Source organism: Diaphorobacter sp. HDW4A (genome assembly GCF_011305995.1).
Taxonomy (GTDB): Bacteria; Pseudomonadota; Gammaproteobacteria; order Burkholderiales; family Burkholderiaceae_C; genus Diaphorobacter_A.
In genome coordinates, this window is the sequence record NZ_CP049910.1 from 1,237,651 (window position 1) to 1,257,914 (window position 20,264).

Genomic DNA, 20,264 nt, shown 5'->3' on the forward strand with positions numbered 1-20,264 from the left:
AGCAATAGTGGTTTTAGTATCTAGAAATTTCGGTAGTTACTCCCTTGTATCCTTTGCCGCTTGCTCTCCATAATTTCACTGAAGGGAGGGCATAGCATGAAGTTTTCAAAGATGTTGCGGGGGATTGCGCTTGGTGCCGTGATCTTGTCTTGGGGATGGAGTGCAGCGTTTCAGATAGGCCCTCTTGGCACCCGCCATGAAGAGCGCCTGACCAATGAATCCAACTCGACGCTGGCCGATATTGCGGGGAAACTGGGGGTTCTAGTCAAAACCCCGGTCCATGAGGAAATCACCCATCTCGGTAAGTGGTGCCATGTGGAGCGCACCAATCTCGCGTCTGATACCTATTGCAGCGGTCGCGACGTGGGGTTTGCATCGCCTTATGTCATCTATGGAGTCCGCTGGAACGACCTGCCGCCCTTTCGCCTAGAAGAAGGTCAAGGCAACTGCGACTACTTGGGCCGCAAGAATGTCTGTCGCAGTCAAACCATTCGCTTCTCCACCCAACCCGCATGCTGGTATTGCCTGTTCAAAGATGGGGAGCGCAAAGCCCAATCCAAGGCCATTGTGGGCTGCAACAAGACCGCTAACAGCGTTCAAGGCAACCTGATGACACGGTCACATTTTGGCGACCTCCAGTTCCTGCATGGCATGGCCAGCGCGCCAGATCTGCATCCCGTCTATACCAGGGCCCAGATCCTAGAATGGCTTGAGTTTGCGTGGAAGGTGTCCTCTAAAGAAATCCGGCCACAGGCACAGCTGAAGACTATCGACAATCCCACCATCAAGCAGCATTTTGGGTGCACGGAATGGACTGTCGCAGATCTGTACTTGCTAGGCCGTCAGGATGCGGACAGCGGCCTGATCACCCAGATCCGTGAGATCGCTTTCGGCTCCGTGCTGCATACCGTACAGGACTCCTTTGCTGCAGCGCATGCTGAGCGGGAACCGCAACCGACCGGGGAGCAATGCGAAGGCACTTCATTCATGACGCCGGCACGGATCGTGGAGTTTCATGCCTATGGTGCCCAAGATGGCACCCTGCACGACCATGACGACAGCCGGGAGGCCATGACTGCCGTCGCTCAAGATCGTTGGCCCGAAGCCGTGGAGGTAACGCGAAACCTGTTTGACCTCCATTCCGACGGTGCCAAATGGGCGGATGCCAATACCTATCTGCAATGTGTATTCACATTGAGCGATGTTCGCAGACCCTCTTCACCAGGAGAGGCATATCGACGGGCTCTTGCGCCTCGCCAACCTTAAAGAGCTCGATATCGGGAGGTATTTGCGCAGGGAGGGCAGAGCAGGGAATCTCTTACGGCCTGCGTTATGCAATATGTCTCGCGTCCCTTTCATCTCCTATATCGATCGCCGCATCTTCTTGAACCACTCACGCATGCCTTGGTAGCGTCGACAGATCATGCAATTCAAGGAAAATTTCTGCAACTGGCCTCTACACTGACATTTTGTTTAAAGCTTGAGCAGGCAGAAAAATTCTGCTTTCCAGATGCTGTAATTCCTCAAAAAAAAGCAAGTGCTTATACGAAATAAGGAGACTTGCCCTCTATGCTATTACGGGCAAATCAGATTCGGCTTCCTCCGAAAGAGTGGATACCTTGCTCGTAGTCTTTTGTCTCCATTTTACACAAATAGCTTGCGCGGTAAAATGCGTCTTGAAATGATTGAAAATCATTTCTGAAAATACAGTATGTTGGGTTGATAGGAATGTGAATTAGACCCAGAAGATCGGCCGGATGCATTCCCAAAGCACTTCCCCATGCCTCATGAATTCGAGAGTACATGTTATCACTCTTGAGATCAAACTTGCCAATGGATCTATAAGCGCCGTGATTCAGAAGTAAAACGACGTGATAGTGAACCCCGCCAGTACTACTGACTTCTCGACACCAAAGAAATCGCACCTCCGTACTGTGAACCCGATTGCCCTCTTTTATGCTTTGAGCTTGAGAGTGTTTGATCTTTGCTTTAAGTGAGGCGATGAATTTGGACATCAGCTGATTGCTATTCTTTGTGATCTGATCGCAGTCATCAGGCACATGTAAATCAAAACGAAGCATGCAAACACGCCCATATTGATCCAAGGTCTTTTGAAAGATATTAAACGTCTTATCCAAATACTCTCTGATGACGAGTCCATGTTTCAGTTGAATCTCATAACCCTCGTAAGTAGGTTCGGTATAAATGTGATGGTTTGTGTTGAAAGGATTGCGCTTCATGATGTATGCTTTGAATTTGTTTGAGGCATACGTTTGGCGTTGGATGGAAAATATCCATCTTTAGATATCAAATGGCAGAATTAATCCTGCTGCATTGACCTATGCTCATTCCTTGTTTCTTATTAATCTTATTAATAATACTTAAACATACAGCAAGAAGCAAATGGATCATGGGGCCTTTTATAAAAATCCTCGGGGAATATGGAGAAGGGAAGTCAATCGACTGCCCTTTGCTTTTTTGTTTTCACTCTTGAGAATAATTAATTGTGGATCTGATCCCTCACAGAGATCCGGCTCTGAATCCAGGTATCAACTTCCGACTCCAACCAGCCTACTGCGCGCAATCCCAAAGGGATGGGCTTGGGGAAGGCTTCGTCTTTGATGAGCATGTACAGAGTTGTCTTCCCGAGACTTGTTTTGAGCAAAACTTCCTTCAGCTTTAAGACGCGCATGATGAATTCCAATGATTAAGACATTGGATGTGTCTTTGATAGAGGAATTTGATTTTTAAAAGATCTTTTCTTGGAAGAGGTTTATTGCCACTATGAGTGCTGCAACACATCACGCAGGCTGTCCGGAATCCACACCCCTTGGCTCAGACGTCAACCAAATATCATCTATGATTTCCACTATCCCAAGAACAATGGCGTATCTATAGCTACACCTTCGCGAGAGACGCCTAGTAGACACGCGAAAAGAATCTATATAGAATCATAAAAACATCTACATGGAACCTAGGTATGAACGATGCGAGTATATTTATATCTAAGTCTGGCAAAGAAGAGTTGCAGGACTTTTTTCCAGGCGTAAAAATTGGCCTCAGAGAGCTAAAATTTATAATTGGATACTTGGAAATCAATTGTGAAATTGAAAGAGTGACCGAGTCTGCAATTCAAGTTGAAGTTCTTTCAAAAATTAAAACGCACGCAAGTAAAGATCAAATTGAATTAATCAATAGATGTTTTATGGAGGCTAGGTTTGATGTTGATGATCTCTCATTTATAGAGAACTCAAAGTCTCATGATTTTTTGGTGGAGAAAACCATTGAAATTATAAAAAAAGATTCAAACTTCATTCCTTATAGAAGCAGGGCGTCTGGAAAAATAAATCATGTATTGGGTCACAAGGATTTTTTAATTTTTCTGATTGATGCGCAAAGCACCTCTTTGGATATAAAAAGGAGGTTTGTTGAAATTGCAAAGTTAATTTTTCATAAATATGCACAGAGGGTAAATTTCATAAAATGGTATAAAGAAGAAAAAGACAGAATTCAAATTGCATTTGAATATTTCAAAATGAAAGGTATATGCTTTTCTTTGGAGAGTAATATGCTGGATATTCACGATTTGATGATTTTTTTCTGGAGCAATGAAAAAACACAAGAACAAAATAAGTTGGTGGATATAAATTTTAGACGTTATTATTACAATAAGAAATCCAGAGAGGGTAAGGCGACTAAGCAGGCAAATTTTTCCCTATCTGAGCAATCTATAAAGAATATTGAGAAAATAGCTGAAAAGTATAGGATGAATAAATCAATGGTTGTGGACGCCATATTTAAGAGTCCCTCACTTGTAAAGCAAATTGATTTGGCATTAAAAAAATGATTGGATTTTGATTTGCCTGATTTCCTTCTTTCTTCCGGGGATGAGAGGAGTAATTAAGTTATAGGTTTGAGTAGATGATCGGGCGGCTCTATTTTGAAAATATTTTATCAAATCAAGATTTGATGTTTTTTTGTGCTTATAAATTGGTGGATTACTAGTGCGTGATCTTCTGTTGTAAGGAAGGATACTTCACGGGTGAGTAGATGGCGAATTAGATTGACCAGGTTTATGCTTTTCGCAAAATAAATTCTTCCCACTCTCGCATCATCTGGCAGCGCTTCTCCATACCTTCACTTGGCTCTCCAAGGTGTGTGCAATAACCTGCTCGGCGGCCTCTCTTGGAGAGTTGATTTTCTCTCCAGCTCAGTCTTTGAATGTGGCACGAAATCCTTGGAGTACAGCATCAATATTCATGTGCCGCATCACGACTGTCATGGTCATATTGGAGGGCCTTTGGTTCCCGGAAATGGTATTTCTCTGTCTCCGATATACATAAGTGACTTTAATAATCTATGCAGCCTTCGTACGAGGTTCCACTCCGGTTCCCGGCCTGGTGTAGAGGGTAGTAGTAAATTTCTATATTCGAATCACTTTTGCATCCTATGTGTTGCTATAGGGAAACTCTGCAAAACTCCCAGTCAACCTCTGCGCATAAGATGATTCGCACATGAAGCAAATGAGTCTGGATACCGGATTCGAGAAGTAGTCCAAACGCACGCGTAAGCGTGAGTTCTTGGACGAGATGGAATTAGTCTTCCCTGGTATGAGCTGGTGACACTCATCGAGTCCCACAGTCCACCCAAAGCTACCGGCAAACCTGCTTTTGCCGTCGAGACCATGCTGCGTGTACATCTGCTGCTGCAGTGGTTCAATCTCTCAGACCCAGCAGTAGAAGAAGCGCTGTACTACACCCTGTCTTCGCCAGCTTTGCCAAGAATGCAGGCGGTGAGCGTGACCCGCAAATGCACCAGAGCAAGAAGGGCAACCAGTGGCACTTTGGGATGAAGTGCCATATCGGTGTCGATAGCAATTCGGGCCTGGTGCACACCGTGGTCTCGACATCAGGCAACGAAGCCGATATATCGCATGCGCACAGGCTACTGCATGGCCAAGAGAGGCACGCGCTGGGTGACAGCGGCTACCAAGGCGTGGGTAAGCGAGCAGAAAATCAAGGCAGGCAAGTGACTTGGCACATCGCCATGCGCAAAGGCCTGCGCAAGAAGCTCGATACGGGCACCAAGCTAGGAATGCTCAAAGAGAAATACGAGCAGGCCAAGGCCAGCATGCGCTCCAAGGTGGAGCATCCGTCTCGCACCGTCAAGCAGCAGTTCGGATTCAACAAGGTACGCTACCGGGGTATCGCCAAGAACGACAACAAGCTCCAAACGATGTTTGCCCTGTCCAACCTGTGGCTGGTGCGAAAGCAGTTGACGGGAGCGCAGGCATGAGTGCGCCTGCACATGCCCCAAAAGAGCAAAAAGCCGCAGATGCGGCTTGAAATCTTGCCGCAAAACTACGCAGAAGCGGGCAAATAGGCAGTGAGCTAACTTGCCGGTCTGAATTCAGCGGTTTTGCAGAGGATCTCTAGTGGATGCTGGAGTCGGGGCTGTGAATTTAACGCGCCTTCGTAGGCGGTGGCTCGATAGGGGGTGCTAAGAGCCAACGCTCTAATGCCCTAGAAGTGGGGGTACAAGTGGGGGTATGAAGAATGGTGATAAATTGTTAGAATCAATATTCTATTTGGATCATATGGGAACATTCAATTGACGCCAGCCCACTCAAAGCAACGCCGCACAATGAGAAATCGTTGTGCGGCGTCTTTTTTTGCTCTCTAAATTGCCCTGTATTGCGGCCAAATTCACACGAGACTCACACCAATCTGAATCTAAGAGGCAGTCCGCGAGGTCGTATCTTATTTTGTCCGGTGAGGCGGCTCATATGTCTCCAGATCATGGTGGCTGTACGCCAGATTAATGTCTGAAGCCTGAAGATCGGAAATCGGGAACACGATGTTTGAGCAGTGAATGCCTACGCCTGTAGCGCCACTCGTGCAGCGAATATGGAGGGTGCCAACAGATCATCATCGGTCTCGAGCGCTGCAATCAGTTCCAGCATGGTGCGGCCGATTTTCTCGTTGCCATATTGCAGTTCCATCTCCGCGTCAAAGCAAAAATCCTGGAGCATTTGCGCGTGTGTTGTGATGGGGTAGCCCTTCATCTCTCTCAGGCAAGCGCGCAGAGCTTCTGTGCCTTTTGCCAAATCGCCGTCCCCAAAAAATCCAAATGTACCGTGATGGGATTGGCGTCGGAACGTTTCTTTTGGGCGCCCGTTTTCATCAAGCACGCTTGGGTGCATGGTGGCATACAGGCGCTCGCGCTTGGCGAGGGGGGATGGGGTGATATCGATCCCGGCCTTGCGCAGAAGGGGTTCGGCCTCGTCCAGGTGGTTGAACTTCAAGCGCAGAAATGCGGCGCGAGGCAGTTCGTTGGCCAGTTCGGTTTCATGGCGTTTGAACCACGCCACCCATGAGACTGAGGCTCGGCCTTCGAGCAGGTCTTTGAACCAGGCTAGGTGTTCCGGGCGCATGGATGGTTCAGTGGACGTGTTTCCGAGTTGTCAGAACATGCTCTTGAGAATCACTTCCGCCGTCACGCGCGAATGCTTCTTGATGAGCTTTTCCATTTCGGTGGCGTCACCGCTTTTCATGACTTCCAGAATCCGCTCGTGCACAGAGTTGACGTTCTTGGATTCGGGCGACGATTCGATCCACACGCGCATCAGTGGCTCGATGAGCGCGTGCAGCGACGTGATCTGCGCGAGGATGCGGGGGGCGCGGCTCAGGGCGCTGATTTTTTCGTGGAATTCGCGGTGGGCGGTGATCCACAGCGGCAGGTCGTTTTGCACCGCGCGCAGGCGGGCGAGCAGGAGTTCGAGTTCCTTGATGTCGGAGGCGGTGGCGTTCTTCACGGCCATGGAGGCGGCGAGGCCTTCAAGCACGGCGCGCATCTCGAAGATCTCGCAGACCTCTTCGCGGCTGAGCTTCTTGACCACGGCTCCGCGGTTGGTGCGCAGGCTGATCAGGCCCTCGGCGGACAGGCGACGCAGGGCTTCGCGGATGGGCATGCGGCTCATGTCGAGCTCGGTGGCGATATCTTCGGCAATGATGCGCGATCCGGGCTGCAGCGTGCCCATGCGGATGGCGTTCAAGAGGTATTGGTAGGCTTCCTCTTGCGCACTGACGTTGGACAGATTCATGGTGGCGGTGGTGATCGGCATCGGGCGCAGCATGGCGGCCCGCGTGTGCTTGTTGTTGGTTGTATTGCTTTGGTGCCTGCGCTGTCCGTCACGCCTTGGGAGACGTGGGACAGCGTTGTATGGCTATGTTAACAAGCTGCAGCGAACTGCGAAGCAAAGCACATGGTCCGCGCGGCAAGGCGCGCGGGCACGGGGGCATGCCATGAATGCGATGGGTGGACTGGGCTGCGCAGCAATCAGCCAGCAGCGCCTTGAGGCAGCAAACTCTGCGGATTTGGGCCGAGCGCGGCTTCTTCGCGTTTGGTGACGCGCGGGGTGATGCGGTGTACCTGTGCGGCGGCTGATTCGGCATCGGAGACGACATCTGCCAACGTTTGGGGCTCGTCCGCAGGTCTGGCGTTGGTGCGGCCCGCCAGTTCTTCGTTCACGACGGCCATTTCGGCTTGGAGACGGCGGGTGCGTTCTCTATACATGGTGGCCAGCGCGGCGTGGTGTTCTGCGGCGCTTTCGTGTTCCAGTGCGGCCATGCGGGCTTCCTCCAGACCGCTCTGGATGCGGCGCATGTAGACGATGGTGGGATTCATGAAGCGCTGGAACATGGTGATTTCTCCTCGGTAGCGACGACAACGGAAGTGTTGCGCACCGTGCTTCCTATGATGACGCCGCGCGGCGGGATTGGCGTCGGACAAATTCCCTACTTTCTGCGCGCAATGGTTATTCACAAACCGCCACTGAGGGTGGGGGAGTGAAGTTGTTGCAAATCGTTCAAAATGTTTCATTTATTGATCACTTGTTCTGTCTGGCTTTGGCGTCGCATTGCGGGCATATGTTCGGCCAGAGCGGCCCATCTGGTTTGCTGACAAAATCCTTTGCATCATGAGTCTGATTCAAGCTTTGCCGGAAGGTCCGCTGGACATCATCGGCGACATCCACGGCGAGTTTCTCGCGCTGACCCAACTACTCCATCATCTGGGATACAACGCCGACGGCCATCATCCGCAAGGGCGCACGCTGGTGTTCGTGGGCGATTTCTGTGATCGCGGGCCGGACAGTCCGGCGGTGCTCGATCTTGCCGAGCGGCTGATCGAATCGGGCCGCGCGGTGGCGGTGCTCGGCAATCACGAGATCAATCTGTTGCGTGAAGATGTCAAGGACGGCTCCGGCTGGTTCTTCGACGAGCGCGTGCAGCGTGACAACGTCAAATACGCTCCCTACCACCGGCCCGATGCGGCGCAGCGCGAGCGCATCGTGCGCCTTGTCGCGGGCCTGCCGATTGCGCTGGAGCGTGCCGATCTGCGCGTGATCCATGCGGCCTGGCAGCCAGAGCAGATCGCCATGGCGCGCGCGCTGCCGATGGGTTCGGTGCGGCGCGAGTACGACCACTGGGAAGACGAGGCCGCACGCCAGGCCCACGAGACGCACCTCGAAGACCGCATGAGGGCCGAGCGCATGCTCTGGCCGCATGATCTGGAAGATGGCGAGAAGAAGCCGCCATTTCTGGCCGCGCACGCCGAGAACGAATCCAACAAGCAGATGCTCAATCCGCTCAAGGTGCTGACTTCAGGCGTGGAGCGCAAAGGACGCGATCCGTTCTTTGCGGGCGGCAAGTGGCGTTTCGTGGAGCGCGTGGGCTGGTGGGATGAATATGCGGACGGCGTGCCCGTGGTCGTGGGCCACTACTGGCGGCGACTGCATGCCATCGACCGCGCGCAGCTCGGCAAGGGCGATCAGGACCTGTTCGCAGAGATCGCGCCGATGGCCTGGCACGGGCAGCACGGCAATGTGTTCTGCGTCGATTACTCGGTAGGCGCACGTTGGAGTGCGCGACTCAAGGGCAAAGCGCCTGAGCGCGACTTCAAGCTGGCTGCGCTGCGCTGGCCTGAGCGCGTGCTGCAGTTTGATGACGGCGTGGTTCTGCCGACCGAGGGGTTTGGCCTGGAGGACGTTGCGCAGGCGGCCTGAGGCTCTGATCGCCTTGGGGAACCTACAATTGACCATCTCACCCATCCACCGCGCGATCCATGGCCCCCGAACGACTTTCCGCGAAGAAACTGCTGCGCGAATCCAGTCTGGAGATTGACGCAGCGCTGGATGACGACGAGCCTTTGCAGAGCGCGGTGGACGAGGCTGTATGGATGGACGTCATCCAGAAGATGGACGAGGTGTACTCGCAGCTCATCGACGACGAGGTCGAGCTTGAGAAGAAGAACGCTGAGCTAGAGCAGTCGCAGCAGTTCGTCTTCAGCGTCATCTCGGCGATGTCGGATGTGCTAGTGGTCTGCGACGCGCAGGGCCGCATCGAGCAGACCAATGCGGCGCTCAACGATCTGGTGGGACGCAATGAGGGGGTGCTGCGCGGCACGCCCTTCGTCGATCTGCTGGCCGATGCCGACAGCGTGGAGCGCGTGCGCCTGGTGCTTGCGCAGACCCGCGCGCAGCGCAGCGGCCAGGTGCTGGAGCTGCAGTTGCTCGATGCAAGCGGTGCCCACGTGCCGGTGGATGCCAACTGCACGCCGCGCATCGATCACAACGGCCGCCATGTCGGCACGGTGCTGGTCGGGCGGCCGACGGCGGAACTCAAGCGTGCGTATCAGGAGCTGCGCAGTGCGCACGAAGCGCTCAAGCGTGCACAGCAGCAGCTCATCCATTCCGAGAAGATGGCTTCGCTCGGCCGACTGGTGGCGGGCGTGGCGCATGAGCTCAACAACCCGATCAGCTTTGTGCTGGGCAATGTGCATGCGCTGGATCGCTACATGCAGCGCCTGTCGAGCTATCTGGCGGCGGTGCATGCGCACGAGCCGCCCGCGCAACTCGAGGCATTGCGCAAGAAGCTGCGCATAGACCACATGCTGGCCGATCTGCCGTCGCTGATCGAGGGGACGATGGAGGGCGCGCAGCGCACGACCGACATCGTCAACGGGCTCAAGCGGTTCTCTGCGATGGACCCGGACGCACGCGCCAGCGTCGATCTGGCTGAGGTGGCCGAGCGCGCGATCCACTGGATCCGCAAGGGCGTGACCACCGCATTCGAGCTGCATTGGGACGAGCGCGTGCCGTGCCACGTCACCGGTAGCGGTGGGCAATTGCAGCAGGTGATGATGAATCTGCTGCAGAACGCGCTCGACGCCGTCGCGCCCACGCAACGCGTGCCGGTGCTGCATGTGTCGATCACGCGGCGCGAGGGGCATGCGGTCTTCACGCTGCGCGACAACGGACCGGGGATTGCGGATGTGCACCTCACGCGCATCTTCGACCCGTTCTTCACCACCAAGCCCGTGGGCAAGGGCACGGGGCTGGGGCTGTCGATCAGCTATGGCATCGTCGAGCAGCATGGTGGCACGCTGTCGGCGCAGAACGCCGAGCAGCGTGGCGCGGTGTTCACGGTTGAACTGCCGCTCGCGCAGGAAGTGCCATCGGCATCCTGAAACGGTGGAAGTTTGCCTTCCGGTTGGGCCTGCAAACCGGATGACCAGCTTGCGAATCGCAGCTCGTTTGCTTCTCAGGGTTAACGCGGAACTGATGGGCTTTGACTTGGCGCAAGTCATGGGTGAAACGCACGCAAGCCCGTATCACAACACATCATTTCGCATCGCAAAAAATCCATGGCGAGATATGTGCAAACGCACATGGGAGCTGGCCCGGCTATTGCATTGACATCGGCAGATACGTCCAGAAAACAGGAGACGACCCCCGATGGAAACGTTTTATGAGGTGATGCGCCGCCAGGGCATCTCCCGCCGCAGCTTTCTCAAATACTGCTCGCTCACCGCCACGTCGCTGGGTCTGGGCGCATCCTTTGTTCCGCAGATCGCCCATGCGATGGAGACCAAGCCGCGCACGCCCGTGCTGTGGCTGCACGGTCTCGAGTGCACCTGCTGCTCGGAGTCGTTCATCCGCTCGGCCCACCCGCTCGCCAAGGACGTGGTGCTGTCGATGATCTCGCTCGACTACGACGACACGCTGATGGCCGCCGCCGGGCATCAGGCCGAGGCGATCCTCGAAGAGATCATGACCAAGTACAAGGGCAACTACATCCTTGCGGTGGAGGGCAATCCGCCGCTCAATCAGGATGGCATGAGCTGCTTTCAGTCGGGCAAGCCCTTCATCGAAAAGCTCAAGCATGTCGCCAAGGATGCCAAGGCCATCATCAGCTGGGGTTCATGCGCGAGCTGGGGTTGCGTGCAGGCCGCCAAGCCCAATCCCACGGGCGCGACGCCGATCCACAAGGTCATCTTCGACAAGCCCATCATCAAGGTGCCGGGCTGCCCGCCGATTGCCGAGGTGATGACCGGCGTGATCACCTACATGCTGACCTTCGACCGCATGCCCGAGCTGGATCGGCAGGGCCGCCCGAAGATGTTCTATAGCCAGCGTATCCACGACAAGTGCTACCGCCGCCCGCATTTCGACGCGGGTCAGTTCGTCGAAGCGTTCGACGACGAATCCGCGCGCAAGGGCTACTGTCTCTACAAGGTCGGCTGCAAGGGCCCGACCACCTACAACGCCTGCGCCACCACGCGCTGGAACGAGGGCACGAGCTTCCCGATCCAGTCGGGCCACGGCTGCATCGGCTGCTCGGAAGACGGCTTCTGGGACAAGGGCTCGTTCTACAACCGCCTGACCGATATCCACCAGTTCGGCATCGAGGCCAATGCCGATCAGGTCGGCGGCTACGCGGCCGGTGCGGTGGGCGCGGCCGTGGCGGCGCATGCGGCGGTATCGGCGATCAAGCGTGCGGCGCACAAGTCGGAAGATCAGCGCAGTGACCAGCGCAGCGACGTGAGCGCTCATTGATCACCACGAGAACAACAACAAGGACATAGAAAATGGGTGCCATCGAAACTCAGGGCTTCAAGCTCGACAACACGGGCCGCCGCATCGTCGTCGATCCGGTCACGCGCATCGAAGGTCACATGCGCTGCGAGGTGAACGTCGATTCCAACAACGTGATCCGCAATGCCGTGTCCACTGGCACGATGTGGCGCGGCCTGGAGGTGATCCTCAAGGGCCGTGACCCGCGCGACGCGTGGGCGTTCGTCGAACGCATCTGCGGTGTCTGCACCGGCTGCCATGCGCTGACCTCGGTACGCGCGGTGGAAGACGCGCTCGGCATCACCATTCCGAAGAACGCGTATTTGATCCGCGAGATCATGGCCAAGACGCTGCAAGTGCACGACCACGTCGTTCACTTCTATCACCTGCATGCGCTGGACTGGGTGGACGTGGTCTCAGCGCTCAAGGCCGATCCCAAGAAGACGTCGGAGCTGCAGCAGCTGGTGTCGCCCGCACATCCGCTCTCGTCGCCGGGCTATTTCCGCGACATCCAGAACCGCTTGAAGAAGTTTGTGGAAAGCGGCCAGCTCGGCCCCTTTATGAACGGCTACTGGGGCAGCAAGGCCTACGTGCTGCCGCCCGAGGCCAATCTGATGGCGGTGACGCACTACCTCGAAGCGCTCGACCTACAGAAGGAATGGGTGAAGGTGCACACCATCTTCGGCGGCAAGAACCCGCACCCCAACTACCTTGTGGGCGGCGTGCCGTGCGCGATCAACATCGACGGCACGGGCGCATCAGGCGCGCCGATCAACATCGAGCGCCTGAACTTTGTCGAGGCCCGCATTCGCGAGATGATCGAGTTCAACAAGAACGTCTATCTGCCTGACGTGCTGGCCATCGGCACGCTTTATAAGAACGCGGGCTGGCTGTACGGCGGGGGCCTGGCCGCCACCAACGTGATGGATTACGGCACTTATGAAAAGGTGATGGGGAGAAGCGAGACGCAGCAGCTGCCGGGTGGCGCGATTCTGGATGGCGACTGGAGCAAGATCCACCCAGTGGACGTGCGCGATCCGGAACAGGTGCAGGAATTCGTTTCGCACAGCTGGTACAAGTACGCCGACGAAACCAAAGGCCTGCATCCTTGGGACGGCGTGACCGAGCCGAATTTTGAACTGGGCGACAAGACCAAGGGCTCGCGCACCAACATCCAGGAGATCGACGAAAGCGCCAAGTATTCGTGGATCAAGTCACCGCGCTGGCGCGGCCACGCGATGGAGGTGGGCCCGCTGTCGCGCTACATCTTGGGCTATGCGCATGCGCTGCAGGGCAACCAGTACAGCCAGCGCGTGAAGGAGCAGATTGACAGCGCTGCTTCGTTGATCAACAGCGGCATTCCCAAGGCGCTCGGCCTGCCCGAGACACAGCTTACGCCCAAGCAGATGCTGCCATCGACGATTGGCCGCACGCTGGCTCGCGCACTTGAATCGCAGTACTGCGGCGAGATGATGCTGGACGACTACAAGGAGCTGATCGCCAACATCAAGGCGGGCGATACGAGCACGGCGAACGTCGAGAAATGGGATCCGGCAACCTGGCCGAAGGAGGCCAAGGGGGTCGGGGTGGTCGCCGCTCCGCGCGGGGCATTGGGGCATTGGATTCGCATCAAAGACGGGCGGATTGAGAACTACCAGTGCGTGGTGCCTACGACTTGGAATGGAAGTCCTCGGGATGCGAAGAACCAGATCGGGGCGTTTGAGGCGTCGTTGCTGAATACACCGATGGTGAATCCGGAGGAGCCGGTGGAGATTCTTCGGACCTTGCATTCGTTCGATCCCTGTTTGGCTTGTTCTACGCATGTGATGAGTCCTGAGGGGCAGGAGTTGGTGAAGGTCACTGTGCGTTGAGTTTTTACTTTCTCTCCCGCTTGCGGGGGATGGGTTTGGGGGCTTTTTTGCTTCTGCTGGGTGGTTGCTTACGGGGGCCGGGAGTGCCCCCGGCTGGGCAGTCACTTTTTGCTTGCGCGCAAAAAGTAACCAAAAACGCGCTTTGAATGCGGGGGCACGCGGCAGAACTCACTGCGCGCTTGCGCGCTCCGTTCGGACAACCGCCGCGAGTCAGTTGGGAAGAGGTGTGTTCGGCACTTTGCTTCGCTCGTGCCTTTTGGGGCGCGGCGCTGGGGTGAGGGTTCTGCGGTGGTTGGGGCTGGTAATTTTTATGGGGATTGAAGAGATGTCGTTCAACAAATCAAACGCACGCGGTGCGGCTTTCATCTTGTTGGCTTTGGTGGCTGGGGCGGCTCAGGCGCATCCGGGGCATGGGGAAGAGGGCTTTGTTTCTGGTCTGGTGCATCCGTTCATGGGGCTGGATCATTTGCTGGCGATGGTGGCTGTGGGGACCTGGTCTTGCATCGCTATGCCTGGCGCCAAGCGGGTTGTTGGGCCGTTGGTGTTTCTCGCGTTTTTGGCGGCGGGGGCGTTGCTCGCGCCGGTGGTGAGCATCAGCATGGCCAGCGTGGAGATGGGGGTCGCGTTGAGCGTGGCGCTGTTTGGGGCGCTGATGTTGCTGGGGCGCAATCTGAACAGTTTGGCGGGACTTTTCATCGTGGGGAGTGCGGCGTTTTTGCATGGCGTGGCGCATGGCAATGATCTGCTGACAGGCGAGCCTGCGATGGCGATGATTGGTGGCATGTTGCTGGGCTCTGCGCTGCTGCATGGTGCGGGTTATGCCGTGGGCACGCAGTTGCTGAATGCGCCGCGTTGGGTGAACCGCGCGATGGCGGCGGGGTTGGGGGTGTCGGGGCTGGCGTTGCTGGTCACGCGTTTCTGACTCGCACATCAACAACAAGGAGACAAGCCATGACGCAAGCGGCTCAGACGGCCCCCGAGCTTTCCGGCGAGGAGCGGCGTGATGCGGCGGAGTTGGCGAGCAGTCGTTCGCTCAAGTCGGTCTATGTGTACGAGGCGCCTGTGCGCCTGTGGCATTGGGTGAACGCGCTGGCGATCACGGTGCTGTGCGTGACGGGGTATTTCATCGGATCGCCACTGCCCACGCAGCCGGGCGAGGCGATTCATAGCTACCTCATGGGCTACATCCGCTTTGCGCATTTCGCGGCGGGCTATGTGCTGGCGGTGGGGTTGCTCGGGCGCATTTACTGGGCGGTGGTGGGCAATCACCACGCGCGCGAGTTGTTCTGGGTGCCGCTGTTCACGCGTTCGTTCTGGAAGGAAGTGCTGGGCATGCTCAAGTGGTATGCGTTTCTCACGGATCGTCCGGGCAAGTACGTGGGGCACAACCCGCTCGCGCGCATGGCGATGTTCTTCGGGCTTCTGATGCTCACGCTGTTCATGGTGGTCACCGGCTTTGCGCTGTATGCCGAGGGCGCGCAGCGCGATTCGTGGCAGGACAAGCTGTTCGGCTGGGTGGTTCCGCTGTTCGGTCAGTCGCAGGATGTGCACACTTGGCACCACCTTGGCATGTGGGCGCTGATCTGCTTCGTGATCCTGCACGTGTATGCGGCGATCCGCGAAGACATCATGGGCCGCTCCAGCGTGGTGAGCACGATGGTGTCCGGTCATCGCACCTTCAAGGATTGAGCATCATGGGCCATGCGGAATTCATTGCAGAGGACGGCGACAGCGATATTGAAACCCGCCCACAGCACAGCATCTGCGTGCTCGGGATCGGCAATGTGCTCTGGGCCGACGAGGGCTTCGGCGTGCGCTGCATCGAGGCGCTGCAGCAGCGTTACCAGTTTGCAGATCACGTGCAGCTCATCGACGGCGGCACGCAGGGACTGTATCTCGTGCAGTTCGTGCAGGCGGCTTCGCATCTGCTGATCTTTGATGCGGTGGACTACGGGCTTGAGCCGGGCACGCTGCATTGCGTGGCCGATGAGGAGGTGCCTAAGTTCATGGGCGCCAAGAAGATGAGCCTGCACCAGACCGGCTTCCAGGAAGTGCTTGCGCTCGCTCAGTTGACCGAGCGCTATCCGCAGAAGGTGCTGCTGATCGGCTGCCAGCCACAGGAGCTGGAGGACTACGGCGGCAGCCTGCGTCCCGTCGTGCGCGCGGCGATGGACGAGGCGCTTGCCAAGGGCCTTGCCGTGTTGAAGGAATGGGGCGGCGATCCGCAACCGCGCACCCGACCGCTGGATACCCGCGAGGCCGTGACCTTTGCTGAGCTGGGTCTCACGCGCTACGAAAGCGAGCGGCCCGATGCGGATGCCGCATGCCGCTCGGGCGATGAGCGCTTCATGCCTTGAGTGAATTTTTTGAGGCGGAAAGAAAAGTATGTGCATTGGAATTCCCATGCAGGTGGAGTCGGTCAGTCCCGGCATGGCGCTGTGCATGAGCCGGGGCGCGATCCAGCGGGTGCGCACCGTGCTGGTGGGCGACGACCTCGCGCCGGGCGACTGGTTGCTGGTGTTTCTGGACAGCGCCATTGAGCTGATCGACGCGACGCGCGCGCATGAGATCAACGCCACGCTGGCGCTGCTTGAGCGCTGCACCGAGACCGATGTCTCGCAGACCGAGGCCGCATTTGCATTGCCCTCGCGCATGAGCCGCGACGAGCTGATCGCGTTGTCGACATCGCACTGAATCAAATCAAATCGAATCGAAAAGAACCATGACGACAGATACCGAAACCGTGGCGGATGTGATCATCAGCACGCCGATTGCAAGGCCCGCGTCGCACCCCGCCGTGGATGCCGATGCACCACCACTGGCACATGCACCGTTGGTGTGCAGGTTGGTGGATTCGCAAGGTGCGACCTGGGTAGATGAGGACAGCATCGAGGCCTGGTCGCAGCAGGGCGGCAACCGCGTGGTGCTGCTGGCGGGCGATCCCGTGCGCTTTCCGCAGGGGCTGGATGTGGCGGCGGTGCTGCCCGAGCTGCGCAAGTGCGCCGACAAGGTGTTTGAATTCGCCGTCGTGCCGCGTGCGGCCGAAGACCGCATCGCCAAGCGCTACGGAGCGAACCACTGGCCGACTTTGCTGTTTCTGCGCGACGGAAAGTATGTGACCGCCATCGGCGGAATGCACGACTGGACGCCGTATCTGAGCGCTGTGAACGCTGCGCTGCAGATGCCGACATCGCGCGCGCCCACCGTTGGCATTCCGGTGGTCGGCACGGGTGGGGCGAGTGCCTCGTCGTGCCACTGAGCACCGAAATCAGGAGAGACAAGACATGATCGAATTCCCGATTCCGGTGCGCATGGTGGGCGCAGGCAGTCATATTGAAGAAGACGAGCTGACCTATATGGCGATGCCGCAAGGCATGGACACTTTCCGTGCACCGATCCTGCCCGAGCCCGAAGAAATCGCGGCCCATGGCGCAGCGAAGGCCGCGTTGCAGGCGGTGGAGCGCGCATTGGCCGAGGTGCTGGTCGATGGCGAGCGGCGCGAGGTGACGCTCGCCGATCTGTCGCAGGCGGACCGCGATCTCGTGAACTCCGTGCTCGGCGAGGGCGAGGTGAGCGCTTGCGTTCAGGCGCGATCCGATGACGCTGATGATCCCGACGCCATCACTGTGCAGATCCAGGAGTCCGTCTACGCGGGCATCTGGCGCGTGCTGCATCTGCGCGGCGACAACGTGGTGCGCGACACGGTGGAGATAGGCGAGATTCCGCGCGTTCTCGATGACGCGGCGCGCGCAGATGAGCGCACTGCGATGGAGCGCTGGTCCGGCCCGCTGCCGCCGAATGTGCAGAACGCACCGCTGCTGCTCGGCGAGATCGAGGATCAGTTCACGCTGTGGCAGGCGGGCCAGCCTGCGTATGTGATCAACCTCACGCTGCTGCCGATGTCGAACGAGGACATCGGCTTCATGGATCACCACCTCGGCACGGGCCGCGTGCTGATTCTTTCGCGCGGATATGGCAACTGCCGCATCACCAACTGTTGTGTGCCCAACACGTGGCGCGTGGTGTATTACAACTCGCAGGACACCGTGATCCTCAATACGGTGGAGATCGGTGCGTTGCCTGACGTGGCACGCGCTGCGCGCGAAGATCTTGAAGACTCACAACAGCGCTTTCGCGAAGTGCTGGCGTGGTTGGAGGATGGCAATGAGTGACCATGCGAATGAAGCGCCCACTTCCCGATTCGAAGGCAGCTATCTTGGTGAGCGCGCGCGTCTGCCGCAGAACGCGCGACTCGAGTGCAAGATCTGCTGGTGGGTCTACGACCCGGCGGTGGGCGATCCCGTATGGCAGATCGAGCCCGGACTGTCATTCGCGGAGCTGCCTGAATATTGGCGTTGCCCCGAATGTGATGGCGATGCAGATCAGTTTATGGTGCTCACCGAGAATGCTTGAGGCCATGGCCTGCGCAACAGATAACGAGCACGCGCTGCAAAGTCGCGTGGCCGAGCTGCAGGCCTGTTTCATTCACATCGCAAAGTCACGCATGCAAGGCGTGGCGTTGCTGAATCCCTCGCTGCGCGTGCGCGCGCTGGGGTTTCAGCTCATGGCGGACGAAACCGCTGCGATGGGAGTGCTGGTCACGCCTTGGTTCATGAATCTGTTGTGCCTTCCATTGGTGCGCAGCGATGAGCCTCAGCGCGTTGGCGAGCAGCGCATTCGACATCTCGGTGGTACAGATTTTGCATTTCTCGGCATGCACGAGGAGCGCGGCGTGGGCAGCTTCGAGGCCTGTTCCCTGTTCTCTCCGATGTTCGAGTTCCAGGATGCGGCGGCGGCGGAAGGCACTGCGCAGCAGGTGTTGGCGTTGCTGCGCAGACCGCAGTTGAATGCGCCTGCGCAGGAGTCTGTGTCACCGGGAAAGTGGGTTCCGAAGAGCGATTCAGTGACGGCGCAGGTCGCGCCTACAAGACGCTCTTTTTTCTTTGGTCGTTCGTCAGTCGGGAGTGGCGGCAATGTTTGATGCGTCGATGGCTTTGGCGGGTGAGTTGACGGTGCGCCCCGGCATGGCGATGCCCGACAACCTGCGCAGTAGCCGACCCGTATGGGCGAGCTCGCTTGCCCCTGGCAGCCAAGCCGCGCAATTGCCGATGCTGCTGGCCAGCGTGTTCAGCAACTGCGCGGAAGCGCACCGCATTTGCTCACAGTGGGCCTGCGACGCTGCGCGCGGCTGCGGCAATCAGCCGCAGGATTTTGCACTTGCACGCCTGCACGCGGAAACGCTGCGCGAGCATCTGCGACGCATTGCACTCGACTGGCCAGGGCGCTTGATGCCCGGTGCCGAAGGCGCGCGCATTCATCTGCAGGCCATGAAGTGCCTGCGCGAGGCACCGGTGCTGCCGGGCCGTCCGCTTGATGAGTGGATCAAGGGCCTGCCCTCGCTCTTGCCGTGGATCGAGCAGGTCTGGCTGGGCATGTCGGCAAGAGCTTGGGTGAGCGGCTGGGAGCGCGATGCCCATGGCTGGCTGGAGCTGTGGAGTGAGGAGTCCGAGAGCTGGTTGGCGCGTCTGATGCTCGAGGCGCGAGACGCGGCAGACCGTGAGGTTTGCTGCGCACCCGCCCTGCGCGTGCACGACAGCGACAGCGAGCTCGCAGAGTTTGCACAGCAGCTGCAGTCGGGCGAAACCACGGGCCATCAGCCGAAATGGCGCGGCCTCAGCGCCGAGACGGGATGCTGGACGCGGCTTTGCGAGGGTACCCCCTCCATGTATCGCACCCCATGGCTGAAGATGGGTGCACGCATTGCCGAGGTGGCACGTCTTGCGACGCGCAATCGTGAAACCACTCATCTGCGCGGTGGTCAGATCACGCTTGAAAAGAGCCACGGGATTGCGTGGATCGAGATGGCACGTGGCGTGCTGATGCACCGTGTGGAGTTGGATGGCGAGCGGGTGAACCGCTGCGACGTGGTGGCACCGACCGAGTGGAATTTTCATCCGCAGGGCGCGGTCGCGAGAACATTGGAGATGCAGAAATCGTTACCCAGCGACCATATCATTGCGCTGATGACGGCCTACGACCCCTGTGTGAACTACCGCATTGAAACCCAGCAAAGCCGCATCGGAGCGCTGCAACATGCATGAGGCCAGTCTCGCAGGCGGTGTGCTGCGCGTGGTGGAGCAATCCGCGGCGCAAGAAGGCTTTGCGCGGGTGACGTTGCTGCGGCTCGAGGTGGGTCAGCTGGCGGGTGTGGAAATGCGTGCGCTGCAGTTCGCGCTGGATTCGATTGCGCCGGGCACGCTGCTTGACGGCGCGCGCATCGACTATGTGGAACTGCCCGGCGTGGCCTGGTGCCTGCCATGCGGTCAACGCTCGCTGCTTGCGCGGCGCGGCGACCCTTGCGTGCATTGTGGTGGCTACCAGCTGCAGCCTGTTGAGGGCACGGAATTCCGCGTTTCGGAAATGCTTGTCGAAGACCAGTAGAGCGGTCGCCAAAAAAGCGAAGACAAGCCAACTCAGTG

General features: G+C 57.6%; 20 protein-coding genes and 2 pseudogenes. 17 read left to right on the forward strand and 5 right to left on the reverse strand.

All coding sequences use genetic code 11. From position 1 onward, the window contains the following. Positions 1-96: 96 nt before the first annotated feature. A complete protein-coding gene (locus tag G7047_RS05575; RefSeq protein WP_166301878.1) occupies positions 97-1,266 on the forward strand; it encodes a hypothetical protein in 1,170 nt (389 codons plus the stop codon). A 320-nt stretch (positions 1,267-1,586) separates the two neighbouring features. Here the strand turns inward: G7047_RS05575 and G7047_RS05580 are convergent, their stop codons facing one another. Together G7047_RS05580 and G7047_RS05585 are read right to left on the reverse strand one after the other, a co-directional pair. Beyond that, a complete protein-coding gene (locus tag G7047_RS05580) occupies positions 1,587-2,240 on the reverse strand; it encodes an inovirus Gp2 family protein (protein WP_166301881.1) in 654 nt (217 codons plus the stop codon). A gap of 260 nt (positions 2,241-2,500) precedes the next feature. After that, a complete protein-coding gene (locus G7047_RS05585; protein ID WP_166301884.1) occupies positions 2,501-2,692 on the reverse strand; it encodes an AlpA family transcriptional regulator in 192 nt (63 codons plus the stop codon). Between the two features lie 288 nt (positions 2,693-2,980). On the opposite strand from G7047_RS05585, the gene G7047_RS05590 reads away from it, so the two are divergent. Continuing rightward, positions 2,981-3,847, forward strand: coding sequence for a hypothetical protein (locus G7047_RS05590; protein ID WP_166301887.1), 867 nt, complete (start codon positions 2,981-2,983; stop codon positions 3,845-3,847). Positions 3,848-4,580: 733 nt separating this feature from the next. After that, positions 4,581-5,295: pseudogene (locus G7047_RS05595) on the forward strand (IS5 family transposase). Between the two features lie 580 nt (positions 5,296-5,875). On the opposite strand, the gene G7047_RS05600 reads toward G7047_RS05595, so the two are convergent. The 3 genes from G7047_RS05600 to G7047_RS05610 form a co-directional block, all read right to left on the reverse strand. Continuing rightward, complete coding sequence (locus G7047_RS05600) at positions 5,876-6,433, reverse strand: hypothetical protein (protein WP_166301890.1); 558 nt, start codon at positions 6,431-6,433, stop codon at positions 5,876-5,878. Between the two features lie 30 nt (positions 6,434-6,463). Continuing rightward, the gene (locus G7047_RS05605) at positions 6,464-7,135 is read right to left on the reverse strand and encodes a GntR family transcriptional regulator (RefSeq protein WP_240939379.1); all 672 of its coding nucleotides are present in this window, start codon (positions 7,133-7,135) and stop codon (positions 6,464-6,466) included. Positions 7,136-7,338: 203 nt separating this feature from the next. Then, complete coding sequence (locus tag G7047_RS05610) at positions 7,339-7,701, reverse strand: hypothetical protein (protein WP_166301893.1); 363 nt, start codon at positions 7,699-7,701, stop codon at positions 7,339-7,341. 277 nt (positions 7,702-7,978) lie between these two features. Between G7047_RS05610 and G7047_RS05615 the strand changes: the two genes are divergently transcribed. The 14 genes and pseudogenes from G7047_RS05615 to G7047_RS05680 all read left to right on the forward strand — a co-directional run bounded on the left by G7047_RS05615 (position 7,979) and on the right by G7047_RS05680 (position 20,226). After that, a complete protein-coding gene (locus G7047_RS05615; protein WP_166301896.1) occupies positions 7,979-9,064 on the forward strand; it encodes a metallophosphoesterase in 1,086 nt (361 codons plus the stop codon). A gap of 59 nt (positions 9,065-9,123) precedes the next feature. Continuing rightward, positions 9,124-10,527, forward strand: coding sequence for a sensor histidine kinase (locus G7047_RS05620; protein ID WP_166301899.1), 1,404 nt, complete (start codon positions 9,124-9,126; stop codon positions 10,525-10,527). A 268-nt stretch (positions 10,528-10,795) separates the two neighbouring features. Beyond that, positions 10,796-11,896: a hydrogenase small subunit gene (locus tag G7047_RS05625; protein WP_166301902.1), complete on the forward strand. Its 1,101-nt coding sequence runs from the start codon at positions 10,796-10,798 to the stop codon at positions 11,894-11,896. Between the two features lie 32 nt (positions 11,897-11,928). Next, complete coding sequence (locus G7047_RS05630) at positions 11,929-13,785, forward strand: nickel-dependent hydrogenase large subunit (RefSeq protein WP_166301905.1); 1,857 nt, start codon at positions 11,929-11,931, stop codon at positions 13,783-13,785. 325 nt (positions 13,786-14,110) lie between these two features. Continuing rightward, on the forward strand, positions 14,111-14,707 hold the full coding sequence (locus G7047_RS05635) for a HupE/UreJ family protein (protein ID WP_166301908.1): 597 nt from the start codon (positions 14,111-14,113) through the stop codon (positions 14,705-14,707). A gap of 29 nt (positions 14,708-14,736) precedes the next feature. Continuing rightward, on the forward strand, positions 14,737-15,474 hold the full coding sequence (gene cybH, locus G7047_RS05640; protein ID WP_166301911.1) for a Ni/Fe-hydrogenase, b-type cytochrome subunit: 738 nt from the start codon (positions 14,737-14,739) through the stop codon (positions 15,472-15,474). Between the two features lie 5 nt (positions 15,475-15,479). Beyond that, complete coding sequence (locus G7047_RS05645; protein ID WP_166301914.1) at positions 15,480-16,142, forward strand: HyaD/HybD family hydrogenase maturation endopeptidase; 663 nt, start codon at positions 15,480-15,482, stop codon at positions 16,140-16,142. A 28-nt stretch (positions 16,143-16,170) separates the two neighbouring features. Then, positions 16,171-16,383 (forward strand): annotated as a pseudogene (locus G7047_RS05650) (HypC/HybG/HupF family hydrogenase formation chaperone); the annotation flags it as partial. Positions 16,384-16,507: 124 nt separating this feature from the next. Continuing rightward, positions 16,508-17,044 carry a hydrogenase gene (locus G7047_RS05655; RefSeq protein WP_166301920.1) on the forward strand — a complete coding sequence of 179 codons (537 nt, stop codon included), beginning with the start codon at positions 16,508-16,510 and terminating at the stop codon, positions 17,042-17,044. Positions 17,045-17,069: 25 nt separating this feature from the next. After that, positions 17,070-17,957, forward strand: a complete 888-nt coding sequence (locus G7047_RS05660; protein WP_166301923.1) for a hydrogenase expression/formation protein — start codon at positions 17,070-17,072, stop codon at positions 17,955-17,957. After that, the gene (locus G7047_RS05665; protein ID WP_166301926.1) at positions 17,950-18,198 is read left to right on the forward strand and encodes a rubredoxin; all 249 of its coding nucleotides are present in this window, start codon (positions 17,950-17,952) and stop codon (positions 18,196-18,198) included. Before G7047_RS05660 ends, G7047_RS05665 begins: the two co-directional genes overlap by 8 nt. Then, positions 18,191-18,766, forward strand: a complete 576-nt coding sequence (hybE, locus tag G7047_RS05670) for a [NiFe]-hydrogenase assembly chaperone HybE (protein ID WP_166301929.1) — start codon at positions 18,191-18,193, stop codon at positions 18,764-18,766. The genes G7047_RS05665 and hybE overlap by 8 nt, the downstream gene beginning before the upstream one ends. After that, entirely contained in the window at positions 18,759-19,886 is a 1,128-nt protein-coding gene (locus G7047_RS05675) for a nickel-dependent hydrogenase large subunit (protein ID WP_166301932.1), read from the forward strand. The genes hybE and G7047_RS05675 overlap by 8 nt, the downstream gene beginning before the upstream one ends. After that, complete coding sequence (locus tag G7047_RS05680; protein WP_166301935.1) at positions 19,879-20,226, forward strand: hydrogenase maturation nickel metallochaperone HypA; 348 nt, start codon at positions 19,879-19,881, stop codon at positions 20,224-20,226. Before G7047_RS05675 ends, G7047_RS05680 begins: the two co-directional genes overlap by 8 nt. Positions 20,227-20,264 lie beyond the last annotated feature (38 nt).